Annotated in this window: 14 protein-coding genes; 4 read left to right on the top strand and 10 right to left on the bottom strand. The window is 38.0% G+C overall.

The genetic code is table 11. The annotated features are described in order from the left end of the window. Positions 1-145: 145 nt before the first annotated feature. From accA to dnaE, 5 genes are all read right to left on the bottom strand, one after another. Entirely contained in the window at positions 146-1,123 is a 978-nt protein-coding gene (gene accA, locus F4V44_RS01280; protein WP_150438167.1) for an acetyl-CoA carboxylase carboxyl transferase subunit alpha, read from the bottom strand. Beyond that, a complete protein-coding gene (gene accD, locus F4V44_RS01275) occupies positions 1,117-1,983 on the bottom strand; it encodes an acetyl-CoA carboxylase, carboxyltransferase subunit beta (RefSeq protein ID WP_150438166.1) in 867 nt (288 codons plus the stop codon). The genes accA and accD overlap by 7 nt, the downstream gene beginning before the upstream one ends. Positions 1,984-2,163: 180 nt before the next feature. After that, positions 2,164-2,784, bottom strand: a complete 621-nt coding sequence (locus F4V44_RS01270; protein ID WP_223881747.1) for a FadR/GntR family transcriptional regulator — start codon at positions 2,782-2,784, stop codon at positions 2,164-2,166. Between the two features lie 9 nt (positions 2,785-2,793). Next, positions 2,794-4,032, bottom strand: coding sequence for an NAD(P)-dependent malic enzyme (locus F4V44_RS01265; protein ID WP_150438165.1), 1,239 nt, complete (start codon positions 4,030-4,032; stop codon positions 2,794-2,796). A gap of 169 nt (positions 4,033-4,201) precedes the next feature. Continuing rightward, positions 4,202-7,561, bottom strand: coding sequence for a DNA polymerase III subunit alpha (dnaE, locus tag F4V44_RS01260; RefSeq protein WP_150438164.1), 3,360 nt, complete (start codon positions 7,559-7,561; stop codon positions 4,202-4,204). A 436-nt stretch (positions 7,562-7,997) separates the two neighbouring features. Between dnaE and F4V44_RS01255 the strand changes: the two genes are divergently transcribed. Beyond that, positions 7,998-8,336, top strand: a complete 339-nt coding sequence (locus tag F4V44_RS01255; RefSeq protein ID WP_150438163.1) for a YtrH family sporulation protein — start codon at positions 7,998-8,000, stop codon at positions 8,334-8,336. Continuing rightward, positions 8,333-8,836, top strand: coding sequence for a sporulation membrane protein YtrI (ytrI, locus tag F4V44_RS01250; protein WP_150438162.1), 504 nt, complete (start codon positions 8,333-8,335; stop codon positions 8,834-8,836). Before F4V44_RS01255 ends, ytrI begins: the two co-directional genes overlap by 4 nt. A gap of 206 nt (positions 8,837-9,042) precedes the next feature. On the opposite strand, the gene F4V44_RS01245 is transcribed toward ytrI, so the two are convergent. Beyond that, positions 9,043-9,990 (bottom strand): DHH family phosphoesterase, encoded by a 948-nt coding sequence (locus F4V44_RS01245; protein WP_150438161.1) that lies wholly within the window; start codon positions 9,988-9,990, stop codon positions 9,043-9,045. 145 nt (positions 9,991-10,135) lie between these two features. On the opposite strand from F4V44_RS01245, the gene F4V44_RS01240 reads away from it, so the two are divergent. Next, positions 10,136-10,441 carry a YtpI family protein gene (locus F4V44_RS01240; protein WP_150438160.1) on the top strand — a complete coding sequence of 102 codons (306 nt, stop codon included), beginning with the start codon at positions 10,136-10,138 and terminating at the stop codon, positions 10,439-10,441. A gap of 101 nt (positions 10,442-10,542) precedes the next feature. On the opposite strand, the gene F4V44_RS01235 is transcribed toward F4V44_RS01240, so the two are convergent. From F4V44_RS01235 to F4V44_RS01220, 4 genes are all read right to left on the bottom strand, one after another. After that, positions 10,543-11,862 carry a CBS domain-containing protein gene (locus tag F4V44_RS01235; protein ID WP_150438159.1) on the bottom strand — a complete coding sequence of 440 codons (1,320 nt, stop codon included), beginning with the start codon at positions 11,860-11,862 and terminating at the stop codon, positions 10,543-10,545. A 115-nt stretch (positions 11,863-11,977) separates the two neighbouring features. Further along, positions 11,978-12,229 carry a hypothetical protein gene (locus F4V44_RS01230; protein WP_317978298.1) on the bottom strand — a complete coding sequence of 84 codons (252 nt, stop codon included), beginning with the start codon at positions 12,227-12,229 and terminating at the stop codon, positions 11,978-11,980. A 108-nt stretch (positions 12,230-12,337) separates the two neighbouring features. Next, the gene (locus F4V44_RS01225) at positions 12,338-13,018 is read right to left on the bottom strand and encodes a metal-dependent hydrolase (protein WP_150438157.1); all 681 of its coding nucleotides are present in this window, start codon (positions 13,016-13,018) and stop codon (positions 12,338-12,340) included. A gap of 32 nt (positions 13,019-13,050) precedes the next feature. Next, positions 13,051-13,785, bottom strand: coding sequence for an MBL fold metallo-hydrolase (locus F4V44_RS01220; protein ID WP_150438194.1), 735 nt, complete (start codon positions 13,783-13,785; stop codon positions 13,051-13,053). A 560-nt stretch (positions 13,786-14,345) separates the two neighbouring features. Here F4V44_RS01220 and yhfH point away from each other — a divergent pair. Next, positions 14,346-14,480: a protein YhfH gene (yhfH, locus tag F4V44_RS01215; protein ID WP_150438156.1), complete on the top strand. Its 135-nt coding sequence runs from the start codon at positions 14,346-14,348 to the stop codon at positions 14,478-14,480. Positions 14,481-14,729: the final 249 nt, after the last annotated feature.

The following is a 14,729-nucleotide window of genomic DNA, read 5'->3' as shown; positions in this document are numbered from 1 at the left end:
ATAAAATAGCATGAAGAAACCTATATCTCAATACAATCATGCATTAACCAAAATAGGCAGAATTATCGTTAAAGTGAAAGCGGTTAAATATGAGTATTGATTTGAAATTTGGACAAAAATAAAAACGTACTTATACAGTACGTTTTTAATTTACCCCGATATAGTCTTTTAAAAACGAAATTTCACCAATTCGCTTAAACTTCTTATATCGGTGTTCAACCAACTGATCCTTATCCATTTGCTTTAACTCTTTGAGTGAATCTAAAAGAACTTTTTCTATATATGCAGCCTGCTCCTGCACATCTTTATGCGCACCGCCTTTTACCTCTTGGATAACGTAATCTATGATGCCTAACGCCTTTAAATCCGGTGCCGTTATTTTCATTGACTCAGCTGCCTGTTTAGCTAGCCCTGCATCCTTCCATAATATCGAAGCAGCACCTTCAGGAGAAATAACTGAATATGTTGAGTTTTCAAGCATGTGCAAATGATTTCCAACACCTAAAGCAAGAGCACCGCCACTGCCTCCTTCACCAATTACAATACAAATAATCGGTACTGTAAACCCAGCCATCTCCAATAAATTTCGAGCAATCGCTTCGCTTTGTCCGCGTTCTTCCGCTGACTTTCCTGGATAGGCCCCTTTCGTATCAATAAAGCATATAATTGGCCGATTAAATTTTTCAGCCTGTTGCATTAATCGCAGTGCCTTTCGATAGCCTTCAGGATGCGGCATTCCAAAATTACGGCGAATGTTTTCCTTTGTATCTTTCCCCCGTTGATGCCCAATAACCGTAATTGGAACTCCTTGGAATTTAGCAATCCCCCCCACAATTGCCTCATCGTCACCAAATGTCCGATCGCCGTGGCATTCAAAGAAATCACTAAACAATAATGATATATAATCAAGTGTTGTGGGTCTGCTTGCATGGCGGGCAATTTGAACTCGATCCCAAGGTTTAATATTTTCGTAAACTTCTTTTTCAAGTTTGGCAAGACGCGATTCCAGCTTTTCAATTTCCGCTGTTAAATCCACATCTGTACTTTCTGTGAATTCTTTTAAATCGGCAATCTTATTCCTCAACTCAAGAATAGGCTTTTCAAATTCTAATTCTCCTACCATTCAGGCACCTCCTTTGGGTTATGAATATCAAGGATAATGGTCAATTGATCTTTTAATTTTAAACGATGAATGACCGCATCAAGCTGACCATGTTTTAGTTGAAATTCTGCTGTTTGAAAATCCTCCGGAAGCTCTTCCCGAATGGTCTGTTCAATCACTCTTTTCCCGGCAAAACCAATCAATGCTCCCGGTTCAGCAAGGTTATAATCACCAAGCGAGGCAAAGCTTGCCGAAACTCCCCCTGTTGTCGGATGGGTCATCACTGAGATAAACAAACCGCCGTGACTACTGAACCTCTTTAAGGCTACACTTGTTTTGGCCATCTGCATTAAGCTAAGAACACCCTCTTGCATTCTCGCTCCACCCGAAGCAGTAAAAATAATAAAAGGCAGCTTCATTTCATCCGCTTTTTCTACTGCACGGGTAATTTTTTCACCTACTACTGAACCCATACTTCCCATTCGAAAAGTAGAATCCATTACAGCAACAACTACTTTTATGCCATTAACTGTTCCGATTCCTGTAACTACTGCCTCATTGACATTGGTTTTTTTACGGTCCTGCTCAAGCTTTTCCAAATAACCAGGAAAATCCAGCGGGTTTAATGAAGTCATTTCCTCATTGAATCCCTCAAAAGAATCATCATCTAAAAAGGAGGCAATTCTTTCATGCGCATTCATAGGATGATGGTATTCACAGTGCAGACATACCTTCAAGTTTTTTACTAATTCTTTTGTATACATAATTTTTTTACAGTTAGGACATTTTGTCATAATTCCTTCTGGAACATCCTGCTTCGTATGTTCAGAAGGGATTGTTGCATATTTCTTCTTTGTTTTTGTAAAAATCTCTTTAAGCAAGGTGAGACCTCCCTTATTTATTACAACATCAATTTCAAATTTGACCCAGCGAATCTGCGCCTGGATTTTAAAATACCATAGTCTAACCACTTAAATTATAGGCCGGCTTTCTTGTTGAAATCTCGTCCTTACTACTCTACTATATAGGAAGTTCTCAACAAACCTTGTTATAATCTGTCGTCATTCATTCGACAATCCCCTTAAGAGACGATATGCTTCTGCTGTTTTCACTTCATCTCGATTAGCAAGTGCGGTTAACAGTTTATCATAATGCTCTTTTACAGGATGTTGCTCATTTAATTGTAAAGAATTATAATAATCGGCCAATACCACCCAAATTCTCAATAACAAATGATTATCTGCTAATTGAGCAATGGTTAAAAAGAATTCATCATCATTTATTGAATCCTCAGTCCATCTTTTGTCAGTTAGGAATGCTTCTATCTCGGCTCTTTTTAAAATAAGCGATAAACAGTTTCTTTCAATAAGATGCTTTGTTTCCTTTACATCACGCTTAGAAGCTTCATCCTGCAAAATAAAGGTACCTAAGAGCGGAATCAATTGGTGGCCTTTAAAATCACGAATAAACGTTCCTTCTCCTCTTTTTGTTTCAATCAATCCAAGGAGCTCTAAAGCTCTTAATGCCTCACGAACAGAAGAGCGTCCAACATTTAGACGCTCAGAAAGTTCACGCTCAGATGGAAGTTTGTCACCGGGCTTAAGATGATCTTCTTTAATCATAGTTCTAAGTTGTTTCACAATTTCTAAATAAACCTTAGGCACTGCATCTGAAGATTTCACTTTTTGCCATCACTCACTTTTGCCTATTAAGGCAAGCATACGGGTTTTTTCTTTTATTTCCTCAGGATCCACTGTCAATCTGGCAACTCCTGTTTCCATTGCAGCTTTCGCAACCGCTGCTGCAACTGCCGGTGCAACCCGCGGATCAAACGGAGCCGGAATTACATAATCCTCATGCAAATCAGCATCATCAATCAGTTCAGCAATAGCATAAACAGCTGCTATTTTCATCTTTTCATTAATATGTGTAGCCCTAACGTCGAGTGCCCCTCGGAAAATCCCTGGAAAAGCTAGAACATTATTAACCTGATTAGGAAAATCAGATCTTCCTGTTCCAACTACTGCTGCTCCGGCCGCTTTTGCTGTATCAGGCTGAATTTCTGGATTTGGGTTAGCCATGGCAAATATGATAGGATTTCGATTCATCGTTTTCACCATATCACTAGAAAGAGCATCTTGCGCAGATACACCGATAAATACATCAGCCCCTGCAATAACATCTTGCAAACTGCCGGACTGATTGTCTCTATTCGTAAACTTAGCTACTTCTAATTTCACCGCATTCATTCCTACAGGACGACTTTCATAAATCGCTCCCTTTGTATCACACATGATAATGTCACGAACACCAAAGCTATGCAATAGCTTAATAATGGCAATCCCTGCTGCTCCTGCACCGTTAGCGATTACCTTAATTTCCGATATCTTTTTATTGACAAGCTTTAAAGCATTTAACAAACCTGCCGCAGTTACTATCGCTGTTCCATGTTGATCATCATGAAAAATCGGTATATTCGTTTCTTTCTTTAATCTTTCTTCAATGACAAAGCAATTAGGGGCCGCAATATCTTCAAGATTGACACCGCCAAAATTAGGCTCTAATAGTTTAACTGTTTCAATAATCTTTTCAACGTCTGTTGTATTCAAGCAAATGGGGAAAGCATCGACACCAGCGAAGCTTTTAAATAAAACAGCCTTTCCCTCCATTACTGGAAGTGCCGCTTGTGGTCCAATATTTCCAAGCCCAAGTACTGCTGTACCATCTGAAACAACGGCAACCATATTTCCTTTCATCGTATATTCATAAACAGATTCCGGCTTATCATATATTTCTTTACATGGTTCCGCTACCCCAGGAGAATATGCTAAACTTAGATCCTTTGCATTTAAAACCTTTACTTTTGATTTTGATTCCAGCTTACCTTTGTTTACTCGATGCATATGCAAAGCTTCTTCTCTTAACGTCAACTTTCCCACTCCTCAGTCGAATTCATGTCTGACTTGAAACAAGCTGTCTATTTTTATAAGTGCCAATATGTTAGATATACTATATAATAGTTGTTCCCACTTACTGGTCAGACCAGTTTCTTTTTTACAATATAACATATCTGAATGACTTGTAAAGAAGTATAGGGTGTTACTTTAAAAATACATTTTCAATTCCTACCGTTTTTTTTAATTCGTTCAGACAGTCTGTTATCGGATGAATGAACAGCTGTTCTTCTAATCGAATAGTTTTTTTCGTACTTTCATAGTAAATAACAACACTAACTGTGCCTGGATATTTTTTCAAAATATCCTTTACTCTCTGTAGCTGCTCAACTGTTTCCAGTTCTTGTGTGATTTTTATGAAAAGCGTTGAATGATGGCTTTTCGCTGGTTCGATTGCTGCTGCAATCTCCTGTCCTGCCTTGATCATATACTGTATTTTCCCTTGACGCTCCTCTACTTTTCCTTCGAACACAAGAATATTTCCTTGCTGCAAAATAGGTGCTATTTTCTTAAATACATTAGGGAATACAACAGCTTCCATTTCGCCACTAGCATCACTTATAGTTAAAAATGCCATCTGTTCGCCTTTTTTTGTACGGATTTTTTTGATTTCTCCAATATAGGCCACAGCTTTTAGATAGGAATTTGGAAGAATGGAATCAAATAGTGCATGTGTCTTTAAAGCTGGAAAATACTTCTCGTATACGGATACAGGATGATTCGATAAGTAGAAGCCAAGCACTTCTTTTTCCATTCTTAACTTATCCTCTTCACGCATTGGCTCAACATCCATATACTTAGGCCTAATACCCAAGTCAATAGGAGAAAATAAATCTCCCTGCTGCCCCTCATTAGGCCTTACCAATTGTGCATGGTCTAATGCAACTTCTAAGCTGGCTAATAACACGGCACGGTCCTCACCGAACTCATCCAGGCTTCCTGAATAAACAAGGGCTTCCAACGTTTTACGATTTACGACCTTGGATGAAACCCTTATACAAAGGTCAAACAGATCAACAAATCCCTTATCCTTCCTAGCACGCATAATTTCAGTCAAGGCAGCAACGCCAATTCCCTTTACAGCTCCAAGGCTGTATCGAATTCCGTCTTTTTCAGCAAGGAAATAATAACTGCTTTTATTTATGGAAGGTGGCAGAAGAGGAATATTCATCGTCTTTAATTCTCTTAAATATTGGGCAACTTTTAATTCATTGCCTGTAACAGATGTTAAAATGGCGGCCATAAAATGGATGGGATAGTGTGCCTTTAAGTACGCAAGCTGATAAGCAATAAAGCTGTATGCCACAGCATGACTTCTATTAAAACCATAATTGGCAAACCTTACGATTAAATCATAAATATCGTTAGCTGTTTTTCTTTCATAACCTTTTCGTTCGGCCCCGTCAATAAAATGCGCTCTTTCACGGTCAAGCACATCCTTCTGCTTTTTACTAACAGCCCTTCTTAAAAGGTCAGCTTCGCCAAGTGAAAATCCAGCCATTTTGGCTGCAATCTGCATGATTTGCTCCTGATAGACGATGACCCCGTACGTATTTTCGAGAATAGGCTCTAAATCCGGGTGTGGATAAACCACTTTTTCACGCCCATGTTTTCGATCAATAAATTGCGGGATATTTTCCATTGGACCGGGACGATACAGAGCATTTACTGCTACAATGTCCTCAAATCGATTAGGCTTCAGCCTTGTTAATACATTCCGCATCCCATCAGATTCTAATTGAAATACCCCGGTTGTAAGACCTTTGCTTATTAGCTGATACACTGCCGGATCATTCATGGGGATATTTTTAATATTTAATTTTATACCGGTTTTATGATAGATAGACTTTAAAATGGATTCAATTAACGACAGATTCCTTAGACCAAGGAAATCAATTTTTAACAGCCCCAGCTCTTCAAGATGCTCCATTGAATACTGAGTTAAATAGATGTCTTCATGTCCCCCTTGAATAGGAATAACATCCACCAGCGGATGTTCACTGATTACAACTCCCGCTGCATGTGTAGATGTATGCCTTGGCAATCCCTCAATCTTTAAAGCCGTTTCAAACAGGCTCCTTTGCTGCTCTGATTCATTAACAAAGTCTCTTAATAATTGGGATTCATTGTATGCTTCCTTAAGAGTAATGCCAACTTTCCCTGGAATCATCCTTGACAACCTGTCTAATTCCTTTGTATTTAATCCAAATACTCTGCCGACATCCCGAAGAGCAGCTTTTGCCGCTAATGTACCAAACGTAATAATCTGTGCAACATGCAGCAGACCATATTTTTTAGCCACATATTGAATTACTTCATCACGTCTATGATCAGGAAAATCAAGATCAATATCGGGCATTGAGATTCTCTCGGGATTAAGAAAACGTTCAAAAAGGAGCTCGTGTTTTATCGGATCTACATCCGTAATATAAAGGGTGTAAGCAACGAGTGAACCTGCCGCAGACCCTCTTCCAGGACCGGTTAGGATTCCCGATTCTCTTGCAAATCTCATAAAATCCCAAACAATAAGAAAATAATCGCTGAACTTCATCTTCTTGATAACGGATAATTCAAATTCAAGACGGTTTTTTACCTCTTCATCAGGTGACCCATAACGTTCATAGAGGCCTTTCAAGCATATTTCCTCGAGCATGGCTTCTGCTGACTGACCTGTTTCTGTCGGAAATTTAGGCAACTTGGTTTTATGAAGCTCAATCCTCACATTACACTCTTTAGTAATTCTTAGCGTATTTTCTAGTGCATCAGGCATTTCTGTAAAAAGTTCTGTCATCTCTTCAGGTGTCTTTAAATAAAAATGATGGCTTCCTAACGGCTCCCGTTTTTCATCTTGTAATTTACTGCCACTTTTTATTGCCAGCAAGCACTCATGTGCAAAGGCATCTTCTTTATGTAAATAAAAAACTTGATTCGTTGCCACAAGCGGTACCTGATGTTCATTGGCAAGTGTAATGAGTTTTTTTCTTACATTCGCTTCAATTGGTATTTGATGATTCTGCAAGCTGATATAGAAGGATTCTCCAAATAAACTCTTATACAAGTTCAATACCTTCTCGGCTTTCGGATGATCTTCATTTAGTAAAGCCTGCTCTATTTCCCCTTTCATTCCAGGAGTTAAAGCAAATAATCCGTCAGAATAATGCTTCAGCCATTTAACAGGAATTCCAGACAAGGATTTTGTTTGGACGCTGCTCGTTATTTTCAACAAATTTTGAAACCCTATTTGATTCTTTGCCAATAACACAAGCGGAAAAGCAGTTCCCGTTTGTTCTTCACTAAGAACATCTGCAGTTAGTCCAATTATTGGCTTAATTGAGTGTTTCATACATTCTTTGTAAAAACTAACAGCCCCGTACATAACATTGTGATCTGTTAATGCTAGCGCCCTATACCCCTTTTTCTTTGCATCCATCACAAGAGATTCTACAGATGCAGTGCTCGTTAACAAACTGTAAGCACTATATACATGAAGATGAATAAATGACACGTACATTCACTTCCTTATTAAGTCTTATAAGAAGACTATTTTTCTATATTTTAAAGCTATCTCTTATAAATAGGCTTTGTTAAATAATCTTGTTGATTTTTGACTCATTTAAGCTGTATTGTCATGAAATAGTAGGAGAAAATGCATTTTCTCCTACTATTTCATGACAATACAGCAACCTTTCAGCATAGCTGAAAGGCGTGTGAAATGTTCATTTCACACGAATGAGTCAAAAATCTGGCTTATCAACATAGTGCTTTAACACAGCCTATAAAATAATTGCAACTATACGACCTTACATATTATTATAAAGTTTTCCCTTCAAAAAGAAAGTATGTTCTCCCTTTTACCTGCTTGCAATAAACATAATTCTATCACCTTGTCCATATGTTTAATTATGAGGTAATAACACAATAAGCATTAAGGATGGGATTTCATGCAGGATCAACCTTTCTTTTCCCTATTTTTACAAAGCTATTTTATCGCACTTGGCGTGTTAATTGGAGGCTCACTCATCGGAGGAATGGCAGCCTTTTTAACAGGAAAACCTCCTTTAACAGAAATCTATCGAATATCTAGCATGATTCGAATTTGGGCAATCGTCACGGCCATTGGCGGTACATTTGATGCTGTTTATACCTTTGAAAGAGGATTTTTGGAAGGTGAAACAAAGGACTTATTTAAACAATTCCTGCTGATTCTTTCTGCATTAGGAGGCGCGCAAACAGGCTCCCTGTTTATCACATGGTTGACACAGGAGCATACCACTCTATGAGAATTCCGCCTTACTATCGAAAGCCCACTTGGCAGCAATTTTTTGCCGGCATGGTAATAGGCGGGATAATCAGTTGGATTATATTTTTATTTATATTTGGAGAATGGCAGGAAAAATACAGTAAAGAAATTCAGACACAAAAAGATCAAATAACTGATTTAATTAATGAGAAGACCATTTGGCAGGAAGAATTTAAAAAGATTAATAAAGAAAGTAAAGCCAAACTTACTGTTCAATCCATTTATATAAAAATAAAAAATAAAGATAAATACCATCTTGATCAGCTAAGTGTAATTGAAATGGAGGATAAAGTAAGAGAAGATATCAGAATGATGATAGCTAAAGATATTGACACTGTCTATAACAGCCGCGAGTTAATCAAAAAAATCATTGAAAATAAAACGGTAAAAGTAAATGATAAACGCTATAACTTAAAAGTTCGCGAGATGATAATCTATACTACACTCTCGATAGAACTGGAGATTACGATTGCAGACTAGAAAAGCGGAAGCGCCTTGACAAACGAGACGTCTACTAAAAACCGCCACGTCCTGTGGCGAACGTAGACGTCAGCACATCCTGTGCAAGTCCGACAAGCATAAGACGAGCCGTCGTCATGAAGGTTATTCTTTAACCTTCTTGACGGCTATGTCTAGACTATCGAGGGGGAAGCGCTGCAGCTGGACAGACTAAATAATATGCCCGATTATGACCGGGCATATTCCTCACATAAAACCTCTACTTCATGAATGACCCTCTCTGCATGATCCCAGGAATAAATAGATGCCCCGGCAGCCCTCGGATGGCCGCCGCCTTTATAATTACGTGCTACCCCATTTATAACAGGGCCCTTTGAGCGGAATCTAACCCGAATTTGATCCTCTTCCTCAATAAAGAAAACCCAGGCAATAATTCCCTGAACATTTCCAAGTGTACCCACCAGCAGCGAAGCTTCAGATGGTGTCGCTTTATATTGTTCCAGCAAGTCAGCTGTCAGTTTTACATATGCAACTCCATTTTTTCCTGTAGAAAAATGTTGCAGGATATACCCATGAAGCTTCACAATGTTGGGCTTTAAATTGTACATACCCTCGTACAGCTCCGTACGAGAAAACTGATAATGAATCAGCTCTCCTGCATAAGCAAATGTTTTTTCAGTTGTACTCGGATAAAGAAAACGTCCTGTATCGCCAACAATGCCAGAATAAATTAATCTTGCCGCTGCATCTGACATTTGTAACCCTTTATCTTTTCCATAAAGATAAAACTCATAAATTAATTCACTAGTGGAACTCGCGCTTGTATCCACCCATAGCAGATCACCATAAGGGTCTTCATTAGGATGATGGTCAATTTTAATGAGCATATCCCCAAGACTATATCTATTGTCATCTATGCGAGCTTCATTTGCCGTATCACAAACAATAACAAGAGCGCCAATGTATGTATCATCTGGTATATCATCCAGAACCCTCAAAAATTGAAGAGACTCATCTTCTTTACCAACCGTAAAAATTGACTTTTCAGGAAATGATGCCTTCAAAACCTCTGCCAGCCCACCTTGAGAACCATAAGCATCTGGATCAGGACGAACATGACGATGAATGATTATCGTATCATATTTTTTTATCGTTTGAAGTATTTGCTCTTTCATTTGTCTCTCCTTCTCATACTATAGATACTTTATTAATAGCATAATTAATCAGGCAGAAAAAGAAATATTATTCACTTTTTTTACATTTTTCAGTTAAAATCGTTTACTATAGATATACAGCAGTTTAATAATGGAGGAAAGAAAAATGCCTATTTTGGTCATGCTTATTATTATTTCACTAGCATTTTATATTTTCTACAAAACAAAATATTTTCGGACAAAATTGCCCGCTGAAAAGAAGTGGATTTCAGCAAAAGGCAGTATCGCGCTAGGATCTTTCATCGCTTTGTTTGGTATCAATCAGCTTTTTCTATTTCAAACCACTGTCACGTATATTGTAGCTGCTGTTTTTATTTTTCTAGGTGCGGTCAATATTTGGGGTGGTATGAAAGCATATAAATATTACCTGCCTTTAGCTGCCCAAGAGCTGCAAGAAACGAAGAATATTTGATAATGAAGCGACGGAGCTATTAGCTCCGTCGCTTTGTTATCTGATGAAAAGTATTTAATAAGTTAGATTTACCTTAAATTCAAAATAACTTCCGCTTTTCTTTAATGCCTATCAATGAGCTGGCATGTGAGCATCGCTTTTCCAACCAATACACCTTCATTAAAGACCTCGATATCCACTTTCCCAAATTTACGGCCGACTTCCAATACCTTAGGATAAATTTCAAGCATGCTGTCGAGCTGTACTGGTTTAAGAAAATAAGTAGTCATATTCTCTACAACCAGATCTCCTTTTTTGTAGCCTCTTAGTACCCTATTAGCCGCTTCGGAGACAATCGTTGTGAACACACCATATGAAATGGTTCCATGATGGTTAGTCATTTGCGGAGAAACCTCAAAACGATACACATCATCACCTTTCGTTTTCCCCTTCATCATACTAATTTGATTCGTAATGATGTCATCTATAGTTTCACCGACCTGCGGCTGCCTCTGGATCATCTGCAGGGCTTTTAAAACGTCCTGACGACTGATAATTCCTTCAAGTTTATTTGCATCATTTACAACTGGAAGTACTTCAATACTTTCCCACACCATCATATGGGCAGAAGAGGCAACGCTTGTCTTCTCTCCGACTGTCATCGGGTTTTTTGTCATGATTTTTTCAATTAGTGTCTCGTTGCCATGTCCAATCGTATCCTTTGAAGTAATCATTCCTAGAACCTTAAGATTTGAATCTGTAACCGGAAAACGACTATGTCCGGTTTTTTCATTTAATTCATACCAATCTTTAATTGTATCGCTTGATCTTAAATAATAAGTTTTATCAATCGGCGTTAAAATATCTTCAACCAAGATAATCTCTTTTTTGATTAATTGATCGTCGATTGCCCGGTTAATCATGGTAGCTGTAGTAAAGGAATCGTAGCTGCTTGAAATAACAGGCATATCTAATTCATCAGCCAGCTTTTTTACATCATCATTCGTATCAAATCCTCCTGTAATTAAAACAGCCGCTCCTGCCTTTAAAGCAAGCTCGTGAGCATCCACACGGTTCCCGACAATCAAAAGACTTCCAGCATCGATATACCTCATCATTGCATCTAATTGCATGGCTCCGATTACAAACTTATTCAATGTTTTATGAAGACCAGATCTGCCGCCTAATACCTGTCCATCAACAATATTGACCACTTCGGCAAAAGTAAGTTTTTCGATATTCTCTTTTTTCTTTCTCTCAATACGAATAGTGCCGACTCTTTCAATTGTACTAACATAACCTTTATTTTCAGCATCTTTTATAGCTCTGTATGCTGTACCTTCACTTACTTCTAATGCCTTGGCGATCTGTCTAACCGATATTTTTTCACCGATTGGTAATTCATCAATGTGTTGAAGTATTTGCTCGTGTTTCGTAGCCAAGACTCTCACCCTCTACTTAGTTTCAGTTCCCCTAATATATGTCTATTATAAGGGTCTCAGCCATCTGTTTCAATCGATTGACCTATTCTGTTTCAATTTATTTTTATTTTCTGTATTATTGGTAGGTTCGAGCCTTTGTTCCTTTTCTCTTTACCCCAGAAGGCTGTTGTCTCTTTTTCTTACTTGGCGTGTATAACAGACCGGTTAAATTGCCGGCAATAACCATTAATGCCAGCGCAAGCCAGAAAAGCGAAAAAAGACCTTCCGTGCCTCCTGCTGAAATGGATAATCGGGGAACAGCATAATAAAGAAGCATCCCGCTAGCCAGTAAACAAATCAAATACCGATTTTTATTCAAATCATCCACCCCTTTTCTATTACTATTAATCTATGCGAACAAGCTGAAAAGTAGTCATACCCATCAAAAAAAATCGTGTAAAGCTAATGCTTACACGATTTTTTTTGATGGACACATTTATAATTCGATTTCTTCACCAGGATTTAATATTTTACCATTGTTATGTTCAAGCAGTTTGACAAACTCCTCTGGATCCTGCTGAATGACAGGGAATGTATTATAATGCATCGGTACAACCGTTTTGGCTCCTAGAAGCTTTGCGGCATAAGCAGCATCTTCCGGCCCCATGGTGTAGTTGTCTCCAATTGGAAGAAATGCCAAATCAATGGGGTGACGTTCCCCTATTAGTTTCATATCAGAAAATAGGGCGGTGTCCCCTGCGTGATAAATCGTTTTTCCTTCAGCCGTAAATAGAATACCCGCAGGCATACCGCAATAGACGATTTCCTTATTCCCTGTTTGCAAACCCGTTCCATGAAAGGCCTGAGTCAGCTTTACCTTTCCAAAATCAAATTGATAGGAACCGCCGATATGCATTCCATGAACACGAAGTCCCTGCCAGCTTAAATAGGTAGAGAGTTCATCATTGGCAATGACAAGAGAATTATTTGCTTTGGCCAATTGCACGGTGTCACCGACATGATCGCCATGACCATGAGTGATGAGAATCACATCGGGTTTTATCTCTTCAACCTTTAAATCAGTTAATCCATTTCCAGTAATAAACGGATCAATTAATATTACCTTACCGTTTGTTTCAATTTTGACTACTGAATGCCCATGATAGGTTACCTTCATCAGTCCAACTCCTTTTTCCACTTAAAAATATTTTATACTGTGACACTTAACCCAGAATGAGCCAGTTGAATCGGTCCGCTATAAATTTCGGCCGCCTCCTCCTGCAGCTGCTCAAGTCTCCCGTAATGCGGCAAATGAGTTAAAACAAGTTGTTTTACATTTGCCTCCTTTGCCAACTTTCCTGCATACCGGCTTGTCATGTGTCCCGCACCTGCCCCGTCCTGATTTGCATAAAAATTACATTCACACAACAATAAATCTGCATTGCTAGAAAACGGAATCATCTCATTTATAAAAGCCGTATCTGCTGTATAGACAATTGCTTTCCCTTCTGCCTCAAATCTTATAGCAAAGCATTCAACCGGATGTTTTGTCCGAATAAAGCCAAGGGTAAATGGCCCAATCTCTAGAGGATCATTTTCCTGATAAGAAACACCCTTTGTAATATTTTTATATGTTAGTTTAGAAAACTCCTGCTGATTAAATGGGTGCGCATATATAGGCAGACAATTCATCTCTTTGCCTAAAAACCCTTGAATAAGCCTTGCATGCTGTAGTACACCAATATCTGCAATATGATCCGAATGATAATGTGAAATGACCACAGCATCTAGCTTCTCTGGCTCTACAATCGTTTGGAGCTTTGAAAGTACACCGCTGCCGCAGTCAATCAATAACCGAAATCCCTCATGTTCAAGCAGGTAACCTGCACTTGCTTCATTTGCTTTCGGATATCCACCCCATGGACCTATTACAGTTATCTTCATCATAACACCATCCTAATCCTCTTTTTTTGTTACTATTTCCTATTATTTGAATTAATTATATATATCCAACTTATTAAATTAACATAGGAATTCTTTTTCTATCATTTACGGGCAGTAAAACCTAGTTCTTCCGCTAGATATTTGACTCATCCGTGTGAAAAGTCTTTTTCATACGCCTTTCAGCTTCACTGAAAAGTTGCGATATGGTCATGAAATTGGGAGGAGAAACGAGTTTTCTCCTCCCATTTCATGACCATATCGCTTAGATGAGTCAAATATCCATTAGTATATGTCCAAATATTAAAAAGAACATATATATATTAAATTTGCGTCCATATTTTTATTACGCTTCAAAACGCCACATCCGCATATCTAGCCTGACTAAGACGTCCTGTCCATCGCCAGGCTCACTGAATAAATTACTTTTAAAAATTATTAGATATTTATTAATATTTTCATATTAATAAGATTGTTTTAAAACAGTTGTTGACATATTTTTATCTGTTATATTACAATAAAGACAAGAAATTAATTCACAGAAACGAATTGGAGGGAACATCATGGTAAAAAATATCATTGAATTTTTCAAAAATCTACCAGCTAAAAAATGCGTTGAGTGCAGTAAAGAAATCGAGGAACAGGCAGATTGCTATGGCAACAAATGCGACCATTGTATGGGCCTTCATGACCTATAAAATTAGCATAAGAATATCTAGATTAGAAGAACACTATATTATGAAATCGCTTTTATATAATGCAAAAAAGAAACTGTCTATTTGCAGTTTCTTTTTTGTGTTCTAGTACACTTAACTAGATTGATATTTGTATTTGTTCCTGTAAAAACATATATATATTAAATTTGTGTCCATACTAGGACGTCCTGTCCATCGCCAGGCTCACTCAATAAATTACTTTTAAAAATTATTAGACATTTATTAATATTT

Source organism: Niallia endozanthoxylica, from assembly GCF_008710145.1.
GTDB lineage: Bacteria > Bacillota > Bacilli > Bacillales > Cytobacillaceae > Bacillus_BD > Bacillus_BD endozanthoxylica.
The sequence above is the reverse complement of the archived record's forward strand: the minus strand, read 5'-3'. Positions and strand labels throughout refer to the sequence as shown.

Bases quoted from the DNA above. Each gene is read 5' to 3' on its own strand.
- accA (WP_150438167.1), bottom strand. From the start codon at position 1,123: ATGGTAGGAGAATTAGAATTTGAAAAGCCTATTCTTGAGTTGAGGAAT.
- F4V44_RS01255 (WP_150438163.1), top strand. From the start codon at position 7,998: ATGCAGGATCAACCTTTCTTTTCCCTATTTTTACAAAGCTATTTTATC.
- ytrI (WP_150438162.1), top strand. From the start codon at position 8,333: ATGAGAATTCCGCCTTACTATCGAAAGCCCACTTGGCAGCAATTTTTT.
- F4V44_RS01245 (WP_150438161.1), bottom strand. From the start codon at position 9,990: ATGAAAGAGCAAATACTTCAAACGATAAAAAAATATGATACGATAATC.
- F4V44_RS01240 (WP_150438160.1), top strand. From the start codon at position 10,136: ATGCCTATTTTGGTCATGCTTATTATTATTTCACTAGCATTTTATATT.
- F4V44_RS01225 (WP_150438157.1), bottom strand. From the start codon at position 13,018: ATGAAGGTAACCTATCATGGGCATTCAGTAGTCAAAATTGAAACAAAC.
- F4V44_RS01220 (WP_150438194.1), bottom strand. From the start codon at position 13,785: ATGAAGATAACTGTAATAGGTCCATGGGGTGGATATCCGAAAGCAAAT.
- yhfH (WP_150438156.1), top strand. From the start codon at position 14,346: ATGGTAAAAAATATCATTGAATTTTTCAAAAATCTACCAGCTAAAAAA.